This window comes from Streptomyces sp. NPDC043853 (assembly GCF_056436025.1).
Genome location: NZ_JBWKDJ010000005.1, coordinates 207,208 through 221,340, shown reverse-complemented (window position 1 = coordinate 221,340; position 14,133 = coordinate 207,208). Strand labels below are relative to the sequence as shown.

Here is a 14,133-nt window from a genome sequence, read left to right as displayed (position 1 = left end):
GGAGTCCCTGCTGTTCGGGGCGGCTTCCTTCCGATCCTCCGTGCAAGCCACCGATCCTGGCGCGGGCACTCACCGGAGGACGAGGTCTACGCCCCGCTCATCGAACTCGGGAGCGAGTTCGTGCCACATGCCGGTGCGGTTCGGGCGACCCGCGAGGATCAGGTCCCACACGTCCCCCGCTCCGGGCGGGGCGTCCTCGCACCACAGCATCACGGTGAGGTCGACGAGTCCGGCTCCGTGAGCGGGGGACTGAACCTCGATGACGGTGACTCCATTGCCGTCCGAGTTTCCGGGCTGTCGCCGAACCGTCCGCCGCCTCTTGATCCCGTCACCGTGATGTCACAGTGCCCGGCGCATACAGGTCCGAGGCCATCGGTCCAGGCCGTGTTCCGTTTCGCGGTCGCGGATGTTCCGCAGGCCGGGAGTGAGCGTGCTGTCGTCCATGAGCCGGAAACCACAGCGTGCGTAGTAGGGGGCGTTCCAGGGGACGTGGGTGAACGTGGTGAGGGTCAGGGCGGGTACCGCCTCGCTCGTGGCATGGGCCACCAGATGCTCCAGCAGCAGTCGGCCGATACCCCGACGCGCGCTGTCCGGGTGTACCGAGACCTGCTCGATGTGGAGGTTGCCGTCGACGCGGTCGGCGATCAGGTAGGCGACCGGGGCGTCGGCGTCGTCGGCCGCGACCCAGGCCAGCCCCGTGTGGTGGTAGCGGGCGAGCTCATCGAGCGGGAGCGGCTCGTCCTCGGCGATCTCGGGCATGCCGAGATCTCGGAAGCACTGCCCGGCGGCCCTCTCGATGTCCTGGAGGACGGGCAGTTCGTCCAGGCGCACGGCTCTGATGTGCATGGACGCATTCTCCACTGCACGCCGGACGGCGCCACCGGTAAGTTCCGTTCACCGCTCCCTTTCGCCGGCTGCTCGACGTCCCCTGCCGCCTGACATCCGTGTGCAGGCCGCCGGGTGACGGGTGATGGGTGACGGGCGGTCAGGAGTGGCCGGGCAGCAGCACCAGCGGTGCCGGATCGCCCTCGGCCCACCCGGGCGGGAGGGCGGCGAGCGCGTCCCCCACGGCGGCCCCCTGTAGCGATGCCGCGCCGTGCCCGTCGGCGATCCTGGCCCCGGCGCCCTCCCAGGCGACCGGCACCAGCCGGGTCCGTCCGGGAGCGGGCCTCGCCCGGCCCCGGACGGGGATCTGCGGAAGCGGGTCCAGGGCACGGCCCGACAGGCCGGCGAGCAGCGGGCCGAGCAGGGTGTGGGCGGCGACCAGGGCGGCGTACGGGTTCCCGGGCAGCCCCACCAGCCAGCGGTCCGGGGCGAGTTCGGCGAGCAGCATCGGGTGTCCCGGCCGGCAGGCGACGGTGTCGACGACCATCCGGGCACCGGCGTCGTTCAGGAACCGGCGCAGCTGGTCGGTGACGCCGACGGACGTGGAGCCGGTGACCACCACGACGTCGGCCTCCCGCATCGCGCGCACGGCCCGGGCCAGTTGCCCCGCCGGCCGGTCGGCGACGTACCGGACGGGGCCGGTCTCGCCGCCGAGCGCGGCGGTCAGCGGGGGCAGGATCGGTCCGAGGGCGTCGCGCACCCGCCCTGGGCCCGGCGGGCCCGCGTGGTCCAGTTCGTCCCCCGTGACCAGCACGCCGACCCGCGGGCGCGGCCGCACGGCGAGGGTGTCGTGGCCGCAGGAGGCGGCGAGCCCGAGCAGCGCGGGGCCGGTCCGGGTGCCCGCCGGCGCGAGGCGGCGGCCGGCCGGGGCGTCCTCGCCGGTGCGGCGGACATGGCGGCCGGGTGGCAGCACCGGCCCCGAGACCCGGCCGGCGCCACTGCCGGATCGCACCGGGTCCGCCGGATCCGCCGAATCAGCCGACTCCGCCGATTCCACCGATTCGGCCGACTCCAGGGGAAGGACGGCCCACGTCCCGGCCGGTACCGGAGCCCCGGTGGAGATCTCCACGCACTCCCCCGCCCCGAGTACGCCCGCCCACACGGCGCCCGCGCGGACGGCCCCGCGGACCCGCCAGGGTCCCGGCCCGGCGGCCACGGCGTAGCCGTCCATGGCGGCCGTGTCGAACGAGGGCAGCGGATGCAGGGTGCGCAGGTCCTCGGCGAGGGTGAGCCCGGCCGCGGCGCGCAGCGGCACCGTGCGGGCGGTGACCGGCCGCGGTGCACTGTGGGCCAGTGCCCTCGCAGCCGCCCAGGGCACGGCCGGGGACCGCGGCGCGGCGGGTGGCGCGCAGACCGGCGCGGGGGCGTTCGGGGTGGGCGTCGGGGCCGTGGCGGTCGCGGAAGACATGGGACGACCTTCAGCCCTCCGCGTTTCCGTGCGCCGCCGGGACGGTTGCCGTTGCGCTCCGGCTCGCTCACGGCCGGCGTGACTCGGCCGTGAGCCCGCCCGGCCGCGCTGCCGCGACCTCGCGGCCCGCCGGCGCGGAGGGGAGGCGGGTACCGGGGCCCGCGGCGCGCCCGGGGGCAGCCCTTCAGCAGGGCCTGGGCGACGTGGCCGGCGGGGCAGATCCCGCCGGGCACCGCGAACAGCGCGGACGACTCGTGCACCAGGCACCCGGAGAGCGCGTCGCCACGGGACAGCCGGTGCTGGACGGGGACAGCCGGTACGCGGGCCCGACTGCCGGGGCCGCGAACAGCAGCCCGGCGTCAGGGGTGCCGTCCGCGCGCAGCCCGTCGTGGTAAGACCAGCTGCGCCGGACCATGGTGGAGCCGCCGTTGGAGGCGGGGGCGGCGACCCGCACGTGGGCGTTGGTGGCGATCACCGGAACCCCGTCGGAGCGCACGGCGGCGAGGTCCACGGGCGGGCGTTCGGTGCCGCCGGTCAGCGGCGCACCGTCGGCCGTGTGCCGGCCGAGCGCCTGCTCCCGGTGCGCGGGCGGCAGGGTGTCCCAGTGGTCGAGGAGCATACGGATGCGCCGGATGACCACGTACGAGCCGCCGACGACCCAGGCCGGCACTCCGGGGCCGGACAGCAGGGTGCGGGGGGCGTCCGGGTCGTCGGTGGCGTCGATCTGGCCCATCAGGTTGGGGTGGCCGTCGGCGGCCGTGAACCGGTCATGGTCCACCGGAGGGTGGCCTCGCCGTGGGCGAACCGCTGCAGGGTGCGCAGGACGTGTGCGGTGACCAAGGGGGCGTCGGCGCCGATCTGTAGGAGGAGGTCCCCGTCGCTGCGGGCGGGGTCGAGACGGTCCTCGAGGGAGGCGGGCAGCGGGCGAGTGCCGCGGGTCAGGGGGCGGTCAGGCCGGTCCGGTCGAAGAGGGCCGGGCCCAGGCCGAAGGTCAGGGTGAGCCGGGCCGGGCGGGCGCCGGCCGGAGCCCCGGTCTCGGCGGCGCGGGAGCCGGGCAGTTCGAGCTCGGGCGGCGGGGCGTCGCCGCGGGTGAGGTGCCCGGCCGTCGTCGTCCAGCGGAGCAGGAGTGCCGCGGCGCGGCCCCGTCCGCCTCCTGGTCAGCCGGCGACGCCGTTCGCCCCGCCGGTGCCGTCGACCGCGGCGTCCACGGAGCCGACCCACAGCTGGTTCAGCTCGGAGGCGTAGCGGCCACGCCGGGTGTCCTGCGGAACCACCAGGCGCGGACCGGCCGCGTCCTCGAGGGGCTTGCCGTTCTCCGACACGGCCAGCAGCATCCGCGATCTGGCGAAGTCCGGGTCCAGCTCCGCCCAGGCGAACACGGCCCGGTGGTCGCCGCGACCACGCCGCGCAGCGGCCCGTTTTGGCGCGGGTGTACTCGACCTCGACGGTGTACGGCTCGCTGTCTCCGCAGCCGGCGAGCACCAGGACCGCGACTGCGGCCACTCGTCGAGGCTTGCCGATGTCGAACGAATGGCATCTGCCGGCAGTCCGTCGCAGGTGCTGCGGAACCTCCAACCCTCCTCCGGCCGCCCGGTCGGAATCCACAGAATCGGCCACGAAGGCCCCTCTGGGCGCCTCAGGCGGAATCTTGGATGATTAACTGAAAGGAAACGGGCTGCGACAGCCCGTTTCGTGTCCGAATCCAGTTCCCCCAGCGGGCGGATCTTGGTTGACTGACACGCACGCCGGTCCCCGGGGCGTAAGAGCGGCTCTCTCCGCCACGGGATGACCGGTGAGGCCCCTGCGCGCCGATCAGCGGTGTTCGGCGCACAGGGGCCTTGTGCTGTCTCCCAGCCCTTCCGGCGCCATCCGCCACCCTCCGGCACCTCCCGCCCCCACGCCGCGGCGGGCCCGTCACCGCCCCGTGGCCGAGCCGACTCCGCCCCCGGGCCGTCCCACGGATGAAGACGCTCTGGCATATGCACCCTCCATGGGCGCATCCTGGCGTAGATGCCAGCCGAAACAACGGGGCAGGCTCGAATGTAAGGAGGGATGGATGGCGGTCGTCGTCATACAGCACGCTTGCGCGGAGGCCCCGCTCGCCGTGCGCAAGGTGCTCGCCTCGGCAGGTCTGGCCACCCGGACGGTCCTGACGGCGGACGGCGAGGACCCGTCCACCGACCTCGGCGGGGTGGAGGGCCTGATCATCCTGGGCAGCCCGCGGTCCCCCACTCCGGGCGCCTTCCCCTCGGCCGCCTCCGGTACCGCGCTCGTACGTGCGGCCCTCGACGCTGAGGTGCCCGTGCTCGCGCTGGGTTCCGGCGCCCGCCTGCTGGCCCGGGGCGCGGGCTCGGGCACGGCCGCCCGCGCCCCCTCCGGCGAACCCGGCGGAAGCAGGCCGGTTGAGTTCACCCCGGCCGTCCTCACCGACCCCCTCTTCGGCGGGGCTCCCCTGCCCTCCCCTGGCCTGCGGCCCGCCGACGATCCCCTGGAACTGCCCGCCGGCGCGGTGGTCCTGGCCTCCTGCGAGGGCCACCCGGAGCAGGCGTTCCGTATCGGCGTCAGCGCATGGGGGGTGCGGTTCCTGCCGCAGGACGGCACCACGGAGCCGGGCGCCGGGCCGCCGGGCGCGGTGGAGCCGGGCGCCGTGGAGCCTGGCACCGTGGAATCGAGCCCCGTGGAGCCGGGCGCAGTGGAAGGCGGCCACCCGGAGGCCGGTTCCCCGGCCCGGCCCGTCCTCGGCCCCTGGGGCGAGGAGATCCTGGGCCGGTTCGCGGCTCTGGTGACCGCCCGCGCCGAACACACCGCCACCCGGGCGTTCTTCACCCGCCGGGCCGACGCCTGGGAGGAGCGGTTCGCGTACCAGACCCCCGCGTACGAGGCGGCGGTCGCGCGCATCCGGCCGGTACGCGGCGGGCTCGCGCTGGACCTCGGCTGCGGTACCGGCCGGGCCATGCCCGCGCTCCGGGCCCAGGTCGGCCCCCGGGGCCGCGTTCTCGGCATCGACGTCACCCCGGCGATGCTGACGGCCGCCGCCCGGCACGGCCGTACCCACCACGGCCACCTGCTGGCCGCCGACTGCACCCGGCTCCCGCTGTCCGCCGGGTCCGTACACGGCATCTTCTCGGCGGGCCTGCTCGACCACCTCCCCGACCCGCTCGCGGCCCTGCGCGAATGGGCCCGCGTCACCGCCCCGGACGGGGTCCTGCTCCTCTTCCACCCGTCCGGCCGCGCCGAGCGCGCCGCCCGCCACGGCCGCCCCCTCGACCCCGACGACCTCCTCGCCGAACACAACCTCCGTGCGGCGCTCGAAACCACGGGCTGGCACCCGGACGAGTACGAGGACGCCCCGAACCACTTCCTGGTCCGCGCCGTCCCGCGGCGCTGAACAGCCGGCGGGGAGGCGCGGCCGGGCGTCAGGTGCGGGCCGCCCGGACGGTGATGGCGGCCACCGGGCAGGCGCGGGCCGCCTCCCGGACGGCGGCGGTGTCCGGCGCGTCCCCTGCGCCCGGGAGGAGGGCGCTCAGGCCGTCCTCGTCCCGGGTGAACACCCCGGGGGCGGTCCGTGCGCACTGGCCGGAACCGATGCAGCGGCCGGTGTCGATCACGATGTGCACGGGCCCCGCGGCGGTCACCACGCCACTGGGAGTTCGATCATGCCCTGGAGGGTGTCACCCGGCTTGAACGGGATCTGCTCGGCGGGCGCGGCGAGGCGCAGCCCGGGGAGGCGGCGCAGCAGGGTGCCGAGGGCGATCTCCATAGGGCCGGGTCGGCTCGGAGCTGGGCCAGCTGTTCGGGATGGCGGAGCAGCGTGAAGACCCCGAGGGAGATCATGTTCGCGGTGGTCTCGTGGCCCGCCACGAGCAGGATGAGGCCCAGGTCGGCCACCTCGTCGGTGTTCAACCGTCCCGCGGCGAGGTGTTCGGCGACCAGTTCGTCGAGGAGGCCGTCGCCCGGCCGTACTCGCTTGGCCTCGATCAGACCGTGCAGGTAGGCGAGGAGGCGGTCGCGGGCGCATCGCGTTGGCCCGCTTGACGGAGAAGCTGGGGATGAGCATCCGGCGCTGGACGTTGTGCTCGGGGTCGTCCAGGCCGAGCAGGGGCGTGCGGCGCCGGGGCACGTCGCGGAACAGGGCGGTCGGGATCGGGAACGCCTCCGGGCCGTCAGCGACCGGTACATGACCGAATGGTTACAGAAGGAGGAAGAACGAAACCCGGACGGCCCGGAATTGATCTGGACGGTCGACGGCGCCGCGCACGGGCGCCGGCGGACCAGGCGGACACAGAACGGGCAGGGCGGCACGGCTGATGACGACGACATCGGGGAAGCAGGACGACGGCGCCGAGGCGGAGGCCCGGCGGGAGGCGGACCAGCCGACGAGGATCCTGGCGGTACCGCCGGCTGCGGCGCCCGTGGTCGACGAGGCCGATCGGGCCGGTGAGGCCGACGAGACCGACGAAGACGCGTCCGGTACCGGCGGGACGCAGGACGGAGAGCGGCTCGGGGGTGAAGACGGGTCCGAGCCGGCAACGCCCGCCGAGGACGAGGGGCGTACGGACACTCAGGACAGGCCGGACCGCGAACAGCGCGCGGACGCCCGGGGCGGCGCTGGGGACGGGCAGGAGGCGGACGACCAGGGCAGCCCGCAGGCCGGGGAGCAGCCGGGGGACGACGCGACTGCGGAAGACACTGGAGGTGTGCGAGGCGAGGAGGCCGCGGCCGATGCCCCGCGCACCGTTGGCCGCATACGCGAGCCCGAGGCGCTGCCTGGTCCGCAGCCGGAGGAGACGGGGGAGGCGGAGGAGGCGGAGGAGCCGACCTCTGGATCGGCGTCAGTACGGGAACCTGAGCGCACGTCCGGGACGGAACACGACCGGACACCCGAGACCAAAGCCAAAGCCGAGGCCGAGGCCGAGGCTGCCACCGAGCCGCCGACGGACCCGGAGTGCGAGCCCACGCCCGACCAGGCACCGGAACCGGCAGGCGAGCGAATTCCGCCGCGAGCGCCCGAGCCTGAGCCCAAGCCCGCGCCGGAGCCCAAGCCCGCGCCTGAGCCCGCGCCGACAGTCAAGCCGTCAAAGCCCGGCGCCGAGCACCCGGCACGGCAGAGCCAGAAGTCCGGCCACCCGCAGCCACAGTCCCGGCAGCCGGGGCCGGGGCCGGAGCCGGGGCCGGCGCGGCCCGTCGATCAGGTCACCGCCGAGCGGCCCGCCCCGCTCGACCTGCTCGCGCAGCTGACCAACACCCCTCCCGCGCCGCCGACCCTGCCGCGGAAGGCGGCCCGGCGGGTGAAGATCTGGACCCCGCCGCTGCTCCTGCTCCTCGGACTGGGCGCGGCGGCCCAGCTGCTCCGCCCCCTGCCCGCCGTCACCATGTCCGCCACCGAGGCCGGGACCTCCCACACCGTCGCCGGAGACATCACCGTGCCCTGGCCCGAGAAGGGGCAGGGCGCCGTACGGATCGCCGGGTCCGGTGACGCGGCCGTCTTCGGCGAGCAGAAGCCCGTCCCCACCGCCAGCGTCGCCAAGGTGATGACGGCGTACGTCATCCTCAAGAACCACCCGCTCAAGAAGAACGAGGCCGGACCACGGATCGAGGTCGACGACAAGGCGGTGGCCGACGGCACCTCGGGCAGCGAGTCGCGGATCACCGGCCTGCGGGCCGGAACGGGCTTCAGCCAGCAGGACATGCTCAAGATGCTCATGATCCCGTCGGGCAACAACATCGCCCGGCTCCTCGCACGCTGGGACACCGGCAGCGACTCCGAGGCCGCCTTCGTGGCGAAGATGAACGCGGCCGCCAAGGAGCTGGGCATGGCGGACACCGTGTACACCGACCCCAGCGGACTGGACGCCGGGACCGTGAGCACCGCCGCCGACCAGCTGAAGCTGGGTGAGGCGGTCATGCGGTACGAGGCGTTCCGCGCCATCGTCGCCATGCCGAACGCGCAGATCCCGGGACTGCCCCAGCCCATCAACAACAACAATGACGACCTGCTGCTGGCCAACATGAGCATCCGCGGCATCAAGACCGGTTCGAGCACGCCCGCGGGCGGCACCCTGCTGTGGGCCGCGTACAAGACCGTCGGGAACGACACCGCGCTGGTCATCGGCGCGCTCATGGACCAGCACGCCCCGCCGCCGGACCCGGAGGCCCTCAACAGCCTCAAGCTGGTGAAGACCAACAGCAAGAAGATCATCGAGACCGTCCGGAACGGACTGGTGAAGACACCGGCGGTACGCAAGGGGCAGGTCGTGGCACACGTGGACGACGGGCTGGGCGGGCGGATCCCGGTCGTGGCCGTCCGGGACTGCGAGCTCCTCGGGCTGCCGGGCCAGCGGATCCGGCTGGAGCTGACCACCCGGTCCGGCGGGCTGCCGCGCGAGGCCGCGGCGGGCACCGAGGTCGGCACGCTGACCGTGGGGTCCGGACCGGCCGCCAAGTCCGTCCCGGTGGCGCTCCAGCGGAGCCTGACCGAGCCGTCCATCGGCACCCGTCTGCTGCGCCTGCGCTGAGCGTCCACGCCCCGGACCCCGCCGGGACCCGCCGCGGACCGCGGCTCCCGGCGGAGCGGCCGGTCAGGGGGGCGAAGGGGTCAGGCGGTGAAGGCGGCCGGTTCGCCCAGCCGCCGGGCCGCGGTGCGCCAGGCGGCGGTGACGCCGTGGTGCGCGGCCGTGGTCGCGGCCCCGATGTCCGCGGGCAGGTCGAGCGGGGCACCGAGGTGGACGTGGAGGCGGGGCTGCCGGACCGGTGCGGTCAGGAACCCCGCCACCTGCTTGGTGCCGCTCCCGGAGGAGATGCGCCGCGCGCCCGCCTGGCCGACGGGCACGACCGGTGCTCCGGCACGCGCCGCGAGACGTGCCGGACCGGTGCGGAACTCCTCCGGCGGGGCCTCGGCCGCGTCCCTGCGCAGCGGGAGCCGGCCCTCTCCGTAGATGAGGACGTCGCCGCCGGAGGCGAGGACCCGGGCCGCGGCGTCCAGGGCTTCGGCCGCGCGGGCGGAGCCCCGGTGGACGGGGATGTGCCCCCCTCGTTCCAGCAGGCCCCGCAGGACGGGCACGCGCCACAGACCGGCGGTGGCGAGCACCGTGACCCCGATCCCCTGCCGGTGCAGGGCCGCCAGCACCGGGCCGGGGTCGGCGAGGGAGGTGTGGTTGGCGACGAACACCGTGCCGGGCTCGTACCGGAACGATGCGTCACGGGAGACGCCGAGGCGGCCGAGTACGGGAACGGCTGCCGCGGCGATGCGTCCGAGCATGGAGGTCCTCTCCGGGGGTGGTGGGCCGCGTCGCCCCCCATGCTCGTGGGACCCGTGCCGCCGGACATCGGCGCGCGTGCTCACCTCCCGGCCGCGTTGCTCCCCGGACCCCGCCTCACGGTCCGCCGTGCGCGGCCCCGTGCCGCATGAGTACGGGTACTCATGCGGCACGCGCCGGGGAAGGCTCAGCAGCCGCCGCAGGTGTAGTAGAGGACGTCCCAGTGGTTGCCCTCGTCGGCGTAGACGTTGCCCGCGCCGGACTTCCACATCGGTGCGCCGTCGCCGCGCACTCCGGCGTAGGCGAAGGTGTTCTTGATGTAGTTGGTCAGGCAGGTGCCCCGGGAGAAGTCGAGTTTGTAGCCGTTCCAGTGGGAGTAAGCACCGCCCGCGTGTCCGGTCTCCGTGCCGCCGGTGATGGTCAGGGCGCAGCCGCTCGCGCGCTTGAGGGTCTGGGCGCCCTGCGCCGTGGCCAGGTTGAGCTGCTCGAAGGACGTACACGTGGGGTTGTTCCGGTCGGAGCAGTTGCCCGAGGAGGACCAGGTGATACCGGTCTGCCGGAACATCGAGGTGGCGGTGGCATGGCTGATCTTGGTGGCGGCGCGGGCCTCGGTGGCGGCGGTCAGGACACCGAAGCCCGGTGCGAACAGTGCGCCGAGGACCAGGAGCAGAGCGGTGACGAGGGAACGGGCCTTCACTTGGGATGCCTCCTGCGGACGTCGGACGTGACGGAGCCTGTCGGGCAGCGGAGCGGGCAGTGCGTCAGCCGGTCGGTGCGTCGGCCGAGCATTGCCCGAGCAGTGGGTCAGCCGAGCAGTGATGGTGCCCGACCGTCCCGCGCGCCCACCAGAGGGCCTCGCCGGGCCGGCGACGGACCGGCGAGGGGCCGGCGACGGACCGGCGGACCGCAGCGGAATGCGACGGCAGTGACCTGCGGAGGATTCCGCTTCGCGGTTCCCTCCGGAAACGGTGACAAGCATCACGCGCGATTTCCGCGGAACGGCAGGCACGGGGCGATGCCACGCCGGCGGAATATCGAGATTTGTCGAGTTTGACCTCGACATTCCCCCTGTCCGCCGGAATGGGCAGCCCGGCCGTCGCGGCGCGTCTCAGCATCCGGGCACCTCAGAAGGGTTTTTGACGAACAGTCAAGACCGGCCCGGAAGCGGGTCGGAAGACGGGCTGCATGTCCGTCCCCGCATTTCAAGCTCGGTTTCAACAAGTTTTCGGAGGCTGGCGGAGGTGACTTGCGACGCCGTTGCGGGGCTTCTAAGAATGGCCGCCCGCCCTGCCCCTTGGGAGCTCAGGCGCAGGGGAGCTTCGCGAACACCGAGTGAGGTCACGCATGAAGAAGCACCGCAAGAGCACGCATTACAGGAAAATATCGATAGCCGCCCTCGCCGTGGGGATCGTGGGCGTACCCACGGCCGCGATGGCGTGCCTGAACACGCAGGAGTCCGGTTCCGGAAGGACCGCGGCCCAGAGTCGGCCGGAACAGCCGTCCGTACCCGTCGCCGTACGGTCCACGCCGTCCGCGACCGCCGACGGCCAGGACCGCACCGGCGGCAGCGGCCACGCCGACCGCTCCCGGACCCCGGCGACGAAGACGCCGCGCCCCGACCGGACGAAGCCCGGGTCGACGACCGCCCCGAAGCCGACCAAGAAGCCCACGAAGAAGCCTCCGACCCCGACCACCACCCCCAAGCCGACCGCCTCCACCCCGGTGTCCGGTCCCCTGGCCCAGGTCGTGGCGCTGGTCAACAAGGAGCGCGCGAAGGCCGGCTGCTCGTCCCTCACCGTCAATGCGAAGCTGACGGCCGCCGCGCAGAACCACAGCAAGGACATGGCCGCCCACCGGAACATGTCGCACACCGGCTCCGACGGCTCCGACCCCGGCACCCGGATCACCCGCGCCGGCTACCGGTGGAGCACCTACGGCGAGAACGTCGCCTACGGCTACGGGACGCCCCAGCAGGTGATGAACGGCTGGATGAACAGCCCGGGCCACCGCCAGAACATCCTCAACTGCTCCTTCAAGGAGATCGGCGTCGGCCTCGCCCAGCCGAACAACTACTGGACCCAGGTGTTCGGCGCGTCCCGCTGACGCCCGCCCCCTTCCTTTCCCTCCCCCTCGTCCTTTCCTCCGCCTTGCCCCGCCCTCGCCCCGCCTCTCGCAGGCCGCGTCCCGCCCTCGTCCCGCCCTCGCCCGGCCCTCTCCGGAGCCCGGGGCCGGCCGCCCGGCCGAGAAGCGCGTGTCAGTGGGCCGTGCCAGGCTGAGGTCACACGAGGTCTGCGAAAGGACATTCCCATGATCACCACCGACTTCGTCCCCGGCTCGCCGTGCTTCATCGACCTCGGTACGCCCGACGTCCGGGCCACCGCGGCCTTCTACGGCGCCGTCCTGGGGTGGGACTACGAGTCCATGGGCGAGGGGGAGGAGATGGAGGGCGGGATGTTCCGGAAGGACGGCAAGATCGTCGCAGGCCTCGGCAAACTGACCGAGGAAGGCGCCCGCTCGGCCTGGATGATCTATTACACCGTCGCCGACGCCGACGCCACGACACAGGCGGTCGAGAGCGGTGGGGGCACGGTGCGGGTGGCGCCGATGGACCTCGAGCAGTGGGGCCGGATGGCCCAGTACAGCGACCCGCTCGGGGGCCAGTTCGCCGTCTGGCAGCCGGGGACCAACAAGGGGGTCGAGCTGGTGGACGATCCGGGCTCGCTGTCCTGGACCGAGCTGTACACGAGCGACGCCGCGGCCGCCAAGGAGTTCTACGGTGGTGTCTTCGGCTGGCAGTTCAGCGACATGGGGCTGCCGGGCGGCGGGGGCACGTACACGCTCATCACCCCGGCCGGGCTGCCCGAGGAACGCATGCACGGCGGCCTGATGGAAATGCCCGCGGACCAGCTGTCGCTGGCGAACGGGCGGCCGTACTGGCACCCGGTCTTCGCGGTCGCGGACTGCGACGCGGCGGTCGCCGCGGTGCGGGAGAACGGCGGGTCCGTCCAGATGGGCCCGGAGGACGCGGAGGGCGTCGGCCGGCTGGCCGTGTGCCTCGACCCGTCGAACGCGGACTTCGTGCTGCTGACCCCGGCCAGCCGCAGCTGACCACGGCGGCCCGGCGGCCTCCGACCGCTTCGGGGGCCTCCGGTGCCTCCGGCGGCTTCTGTCAGCTTCCGGCGGCTTCCGGCATCCGCCGATCGGGGGAACGCCCGGTGTGCCGACCCCGTGGCACCGCGGACGGTGCCGCAGGGTCGTCGCCGGTGCCGCTTTCCGGCGGCCCCGTCGGTCGTGGGATGGGAGACGCTGGTGGGCCGATTCAGCAGGACCGTGGTCGCGGGCGCGGCGGCCGCCGCATCGGCGCTGGCCTTCGCCGGGACCGCCGCGGCGACGACGTCGCACGCCAACGGCCTGGTCGTGAGCTCGGCCGGGGTGAAGGTCCGCGCCCACCCCACCACGTCCGCCCGGATCGTCGGCAGCCTGGACCCGTGGAAGGAGCTCCGGCTGTCCTGCCAGGCCAACGGCCAGTGGGTGGAGGGCAACAACCTCTGGTACCGGCTGCACGGCCGCTCCGGCTGGGTGTCGGCCCGGTACGTGCACAACTACACCCTCCTGCCCTGGTGCTGAACCGGCGGTGCCGGATGCCGAACCGGTGCCGCCGGGTGGCGCCGCCCCGTGCCGGAACGGGGCGGGCGGCACCGCCACGCCATGATCACCGGTCTGGTCATCACCCCGCCGCCGCGTGAGAATGCCGCCATGACCGATACCCCGGCAGCACAGGACACCGCCGACAGCACCGACACCACCGACGCCCCCACCGTCCGCGTCGAGCGGGACGGCCCCGTGACGACCGTGGTGCTGTCACGGCCCGCTGCCCGCAATGCCGTCGACGGGCCCACGGCCCGGCAACTGGCCGATGCCTTCCGGGCGTTCGAGGCGGACGACGCGGCGTCGGTCGCGGTGCTGTGGGGCGAGGGCGGCACCTTCTGCGCGGGCGCCGACCTCAAGGCCATCGGCACCGGCCGCGGGAACCGCGTGGAGCCCGACGGCGACGGCCCGATGGGACCCACCCGGCTGCGCCTGACCAAGCCGGTCATCGCCGCGGTCGCCGGCCACGCCGTGGCCGGCGGACTCGAACTGGCCCTGTGGTGCGACCTACGGGTGGCCGAGGAGGACGCGGTCTTCGGGGTGTTCTGCCGCCGCTGGGGAGTCCCGCTGATCGACGGCGGCACGGTCCGGCTGCCCCGGCTGATCGGCGAGAGCCGCGCCATGGACCTGATCCTGACCGGCCGCCCGGTCCCCGCCGCCGAGGCCCACGCGATCGGGCTCGCCAACCGCCTGGTACCGCCGGGGCAGGCCCGGCGGGCCGCGGAGGAACTCGCCCGCGAGATCGCCGCGTTCCCGCAGCTCTGCCTGCGCCACGACCGCCTGTCCGTACGGGAACAGCACGGCCTGCCCGAGCCCGACGCCCTGGCCGCCGAGCTCCGGCACGGCATGGTCCCGCTCTCGGCCGGCGAAACGCTCTCCGGCGCCGCGCGCTTCTCCTCCGGCGCGGGCCGGCACGGCTCCTTCGCCGACTGATCC

16 protein-coding genes and 1 pseudogene are annotated in these 14,133 nt (G+C 74.2%); 6 read left to right on the top strand and 11 right to left on the bottom strand.

Annotated elements, in window-relative coordinates; genetic code table 11:
- Nucleotides 1–339: 339 nt before the first annotated feature.
- From AC067U_RS15935 to AC067U_RS15905, 7 genes are all read right to left on the bottom strand, one after another.
- Complete coding sequence (locus AC067U_RS15935) at nt 340–846, bottom strand: GNAT family N-acetyltransferase (RefSeq protein ID WP_478830275.1); 507 nt, start codon at nt 844–846, stop codon at nt 340–342.
- Between the two features lie 139 nt (nt 847–985).
- A complete protein-coding gene (locus tag AC067U_RS15930; RefSeq protein ID WP_478830274.1) occupies nt 986–2,293 on the bottom strand; it encodes a molybdopterin molybdotransferase MoeA in 1,308 nt (435 codons plus the stop codon).
- Nucleotides 2,294–2,477: 184 nt separating this feature from the next.
- On the bottom strand, nt 2,478–3,071 hold the full coding sequence (locus tag AC067U_RS15925) for a Dyp-type peroxidase (protein WP_478830273.1): 594 nt from the start codon (nt 3,069–3,071) through the stop codon (nt 2,478–2,480).
- Nucleotides 3,026–3,214: a Dyp-type peroxidase domain-containing protein gene (locus AC067U_RS15920; protein ID WP_478830596.1), complete on the bottom strand. Its 189-nt coding sequence runs from the start codon at nt 3,212–3,214 to the stop codon at nt 3,026–3,028. The genes AC067U_RS15925 and AC067U_RS15920 overlap by 46 nt, the downstream gene beginning before the upstream one ends.
- Before the next feature lie 17 nt (nt 3,215–3,231).
- A complete protein-coding gene (locus AC067U_RS15915; RefSeq protein ID WP_478830595.1) occupies nt 3,232–3,417 on the bottom strand; it encodes a Dyp-type peroxidase domain-containing protein in 186 nt (61 codons plus the stop codon).
- Nucleotides 3,418–3,450: 33 nt separating this feature from the next.
- Nucleotides 3,451–3,672: a hypothetical protein gene (locus tag AC067U_RS15910; RefSeq protein WP_478830272.1), complete on the bottom strand. Its 222-nt coding sequence runs from the start codon at nt 3,670–3,672 to the stop codon at nt 3,451–3,453.
- Nucleotides 3,673–3,929: 257 nt separating this feature from the next.
- Nucleotides 3,930–5,000 carry a pentapeptide repeat-containing protein gene (locus tag AC067U_RS15905; protein ID WP_478830594.1) on the bottom strand — a complete coding sequence of 357 codons (1,071 nt, stop codon included), beginning with the start codon at nt 4,998–5,000 and terminating at the stop codon, nt 3,930–3,932.
- Here AC067U_RS15905 and AC067U_RS15900 point away from each other — a divergent pair.
- Nucleotides 4,926–5,681, top strand: coding sequence for a class I SAM-dependent methyltransferase (locus tag AC067U_RS15900; protein WP_478830593.1), 756 nt, complete (start codon nt 4,926–4,928; stop codon nt 5,679–5,681). The two genes, AC067U_RS15905 and AC067U_RS15900, sit on opposite strands and share 75 nt — an antisense overlap.
- A gap of 28 nt (nt 5,682–5,709) precedes the next feature.
- Here AC067U_RS15900 and AC067U_RS15895 read toward each other — a convergent pair whose 3' ends face one another.
- Together AC067U_RS15895 and AC067U_RS15890 are read right to left on the bottom strand one after the other, a co-directional pair.
- Nucleotides 5,710–5,910, bottom strand: coding sequence for a ferredoxin (locus AC067U_RS15895; protein ID WP_478830592.1), 201 nt, complete (start codon nt 5,908–5,910; stop codon nt 5,710–5,712).
- Between the two features lie 14 nt (nt 5,911–5,924).
- Nucleotides 5,925–6,443, bottom strand: a pseudogene (locus AC067U_RS15890) (cytochrome P450); the annotation flags it as partial.
- Between the two features lie 157 nt (nt 6,444–6,600).
- Here AC067U_RS15890 and AC067U_RS15885 point away from each other — a divergent pair.
- Complete coding sequence (locus AC067U_RS15885; RefSeq protein WP_478830271.1) at nt 6,601–8,808, top strand: D-alanyl-D-alanine carboxypeptidase family protein; 2,208 nt, start codon at nt 6,601–6,603, stop codon at nt 8,806–8,808.
- Nucleotides 8,809–8,888: 80 nt separating this feature from the next.
- On the opposite strand, the gene AC067U_RS15880 is transcribed toward AC067U_RS15885, so the two are convergent.
- Nucleotides 8,889–9,551 (bottom strand): lysophospholipid acyltransferase family protein, encoded by a 663-nt coding sequence (locus AC067U_RS15880; protein ID WP_478830270.1) that lies wholly within the window; start codon nt 9,549–9,551, stop codon nt 8,889–8,891.
- A 185-nt stretch (nt 9,552–9,736) separates the two neighbouring features.
- On the bottom strand, nt 9,737–10,246 hold the full coding sequence (locus AC067U_RS15875; protein WP_478830269.1) for a hypothetical protein: 510 nt from the start codon (nt 10,244–10,246) through the stop codon (nt 9,737–9,739).
- A gap of 647 nt (nt 10,247–10,893) precedes the next feature.
- Here AC067U_RS15875 and AC067U_RS15870 point away from each other — a divergent pair.
- The 4 genes from AC067U_RS15870 (at nt 10,894) to AC067U_RS15855 (ending at nt 14,130) form a co-directional block, all read left to right on the top strand.
- Nucleotides 10,894–11,652, top strand: coding sequence for a CAP domain-containing protein (locus AC067U_RS15870; protein WP_478830268.1), 759 nt, complete (start codon nt 10,894–10,896; stop codon nt 11,650–11,652).
- Nucleotides 11,653–11,856: 204 nt separating this feature from the next.
- Nucleotides 11,857–12,657, top strand: a complete 801-nt coding sequence (locus tag AC067U_RS15865) for a VOC family protein (protein ID WP_478830267.1) — start codon at nt 11,857–11,859, stop codon at nt 12,655–12,657.
- A gap of 201 nt (nt 12,658–12,858) precedes the next feature.
- Nucleotides 12,859–13,176, top strand: coding sequence for an SH3 domain-containing protein (locus tag AC067U_RS15860; protein WP_478830266.1), 318 nt, complete (start codon nt 12,859–12,861; stop codon nt 13,174–13,176).
- Nucleotides 13,177–13,305: 129 nt separating this feature from the next.
- A complete protein-coding gene (locus AC067U_RS15855) occupies nt 13,306–14,130 on the top strand; it encodes a crotonase/enoyl-CoA hydratase family protein (protein ID WP_478830265.1) in 825 nt (274 codons plus the stop codon).
- Nucleotides 14,131–14,133 lie beyond the last annotated feature (3 nt).

Excerpts from the sequence above, each read along its gene's own strand:
- AC067U_RS15935 (WP_478830275.1), bottom strand. The coding sequence starts at position 846 with ATGCACATCAGAGCCGTGCGCCTGGACGAACTGCCCGTCCTCCAGGAC.
- AC067U_RS15930 (WP_478830274.1), bottom strand. The coding sequence starts at position 2,293 with ATGTCTTCCGCGACCGCCACGGCCCCGACGCCCACCCCGAACGCCCCC.
- AC067U_RS15885 (WP_478830271.1), top strand. The coding sequence starts at position 6,601 with ATGACGACGACATCGGGGAAGCAGGACGACGGCGCCGAGGCGGAGGCC.
- AC067U_RS15880 (WP_478830270.1), bottom strand. The coding sequence starts at position 9,551 with ATGCTCGGACGCATCGCCGCGGCAGCCGTTCCCGTACTCGGCCGCCTC.
- AC067U_RS15870 (WP_478830268.1), top strand. The coding sequence starts at position 10,894 with ATGAAGAAGCACCGCAAGAGCACGCATTACAGGAAAATATCGATAGCC.
- AC067U_RS15865 (WP_478830267.1), top strand. The coding sequence starts at position 11,857 with ATGATCACCACCGACTTCGTCCCCGGCTCGCCGTGCTTCATCGACCTC.
- AC067U_RS15855 (WP_478830265.1), top strand. The coding sequence starts at position 13,306 with ATGACCGATACCCCGGCAGCACAGGACACCGCCGACAGCACCGACACC.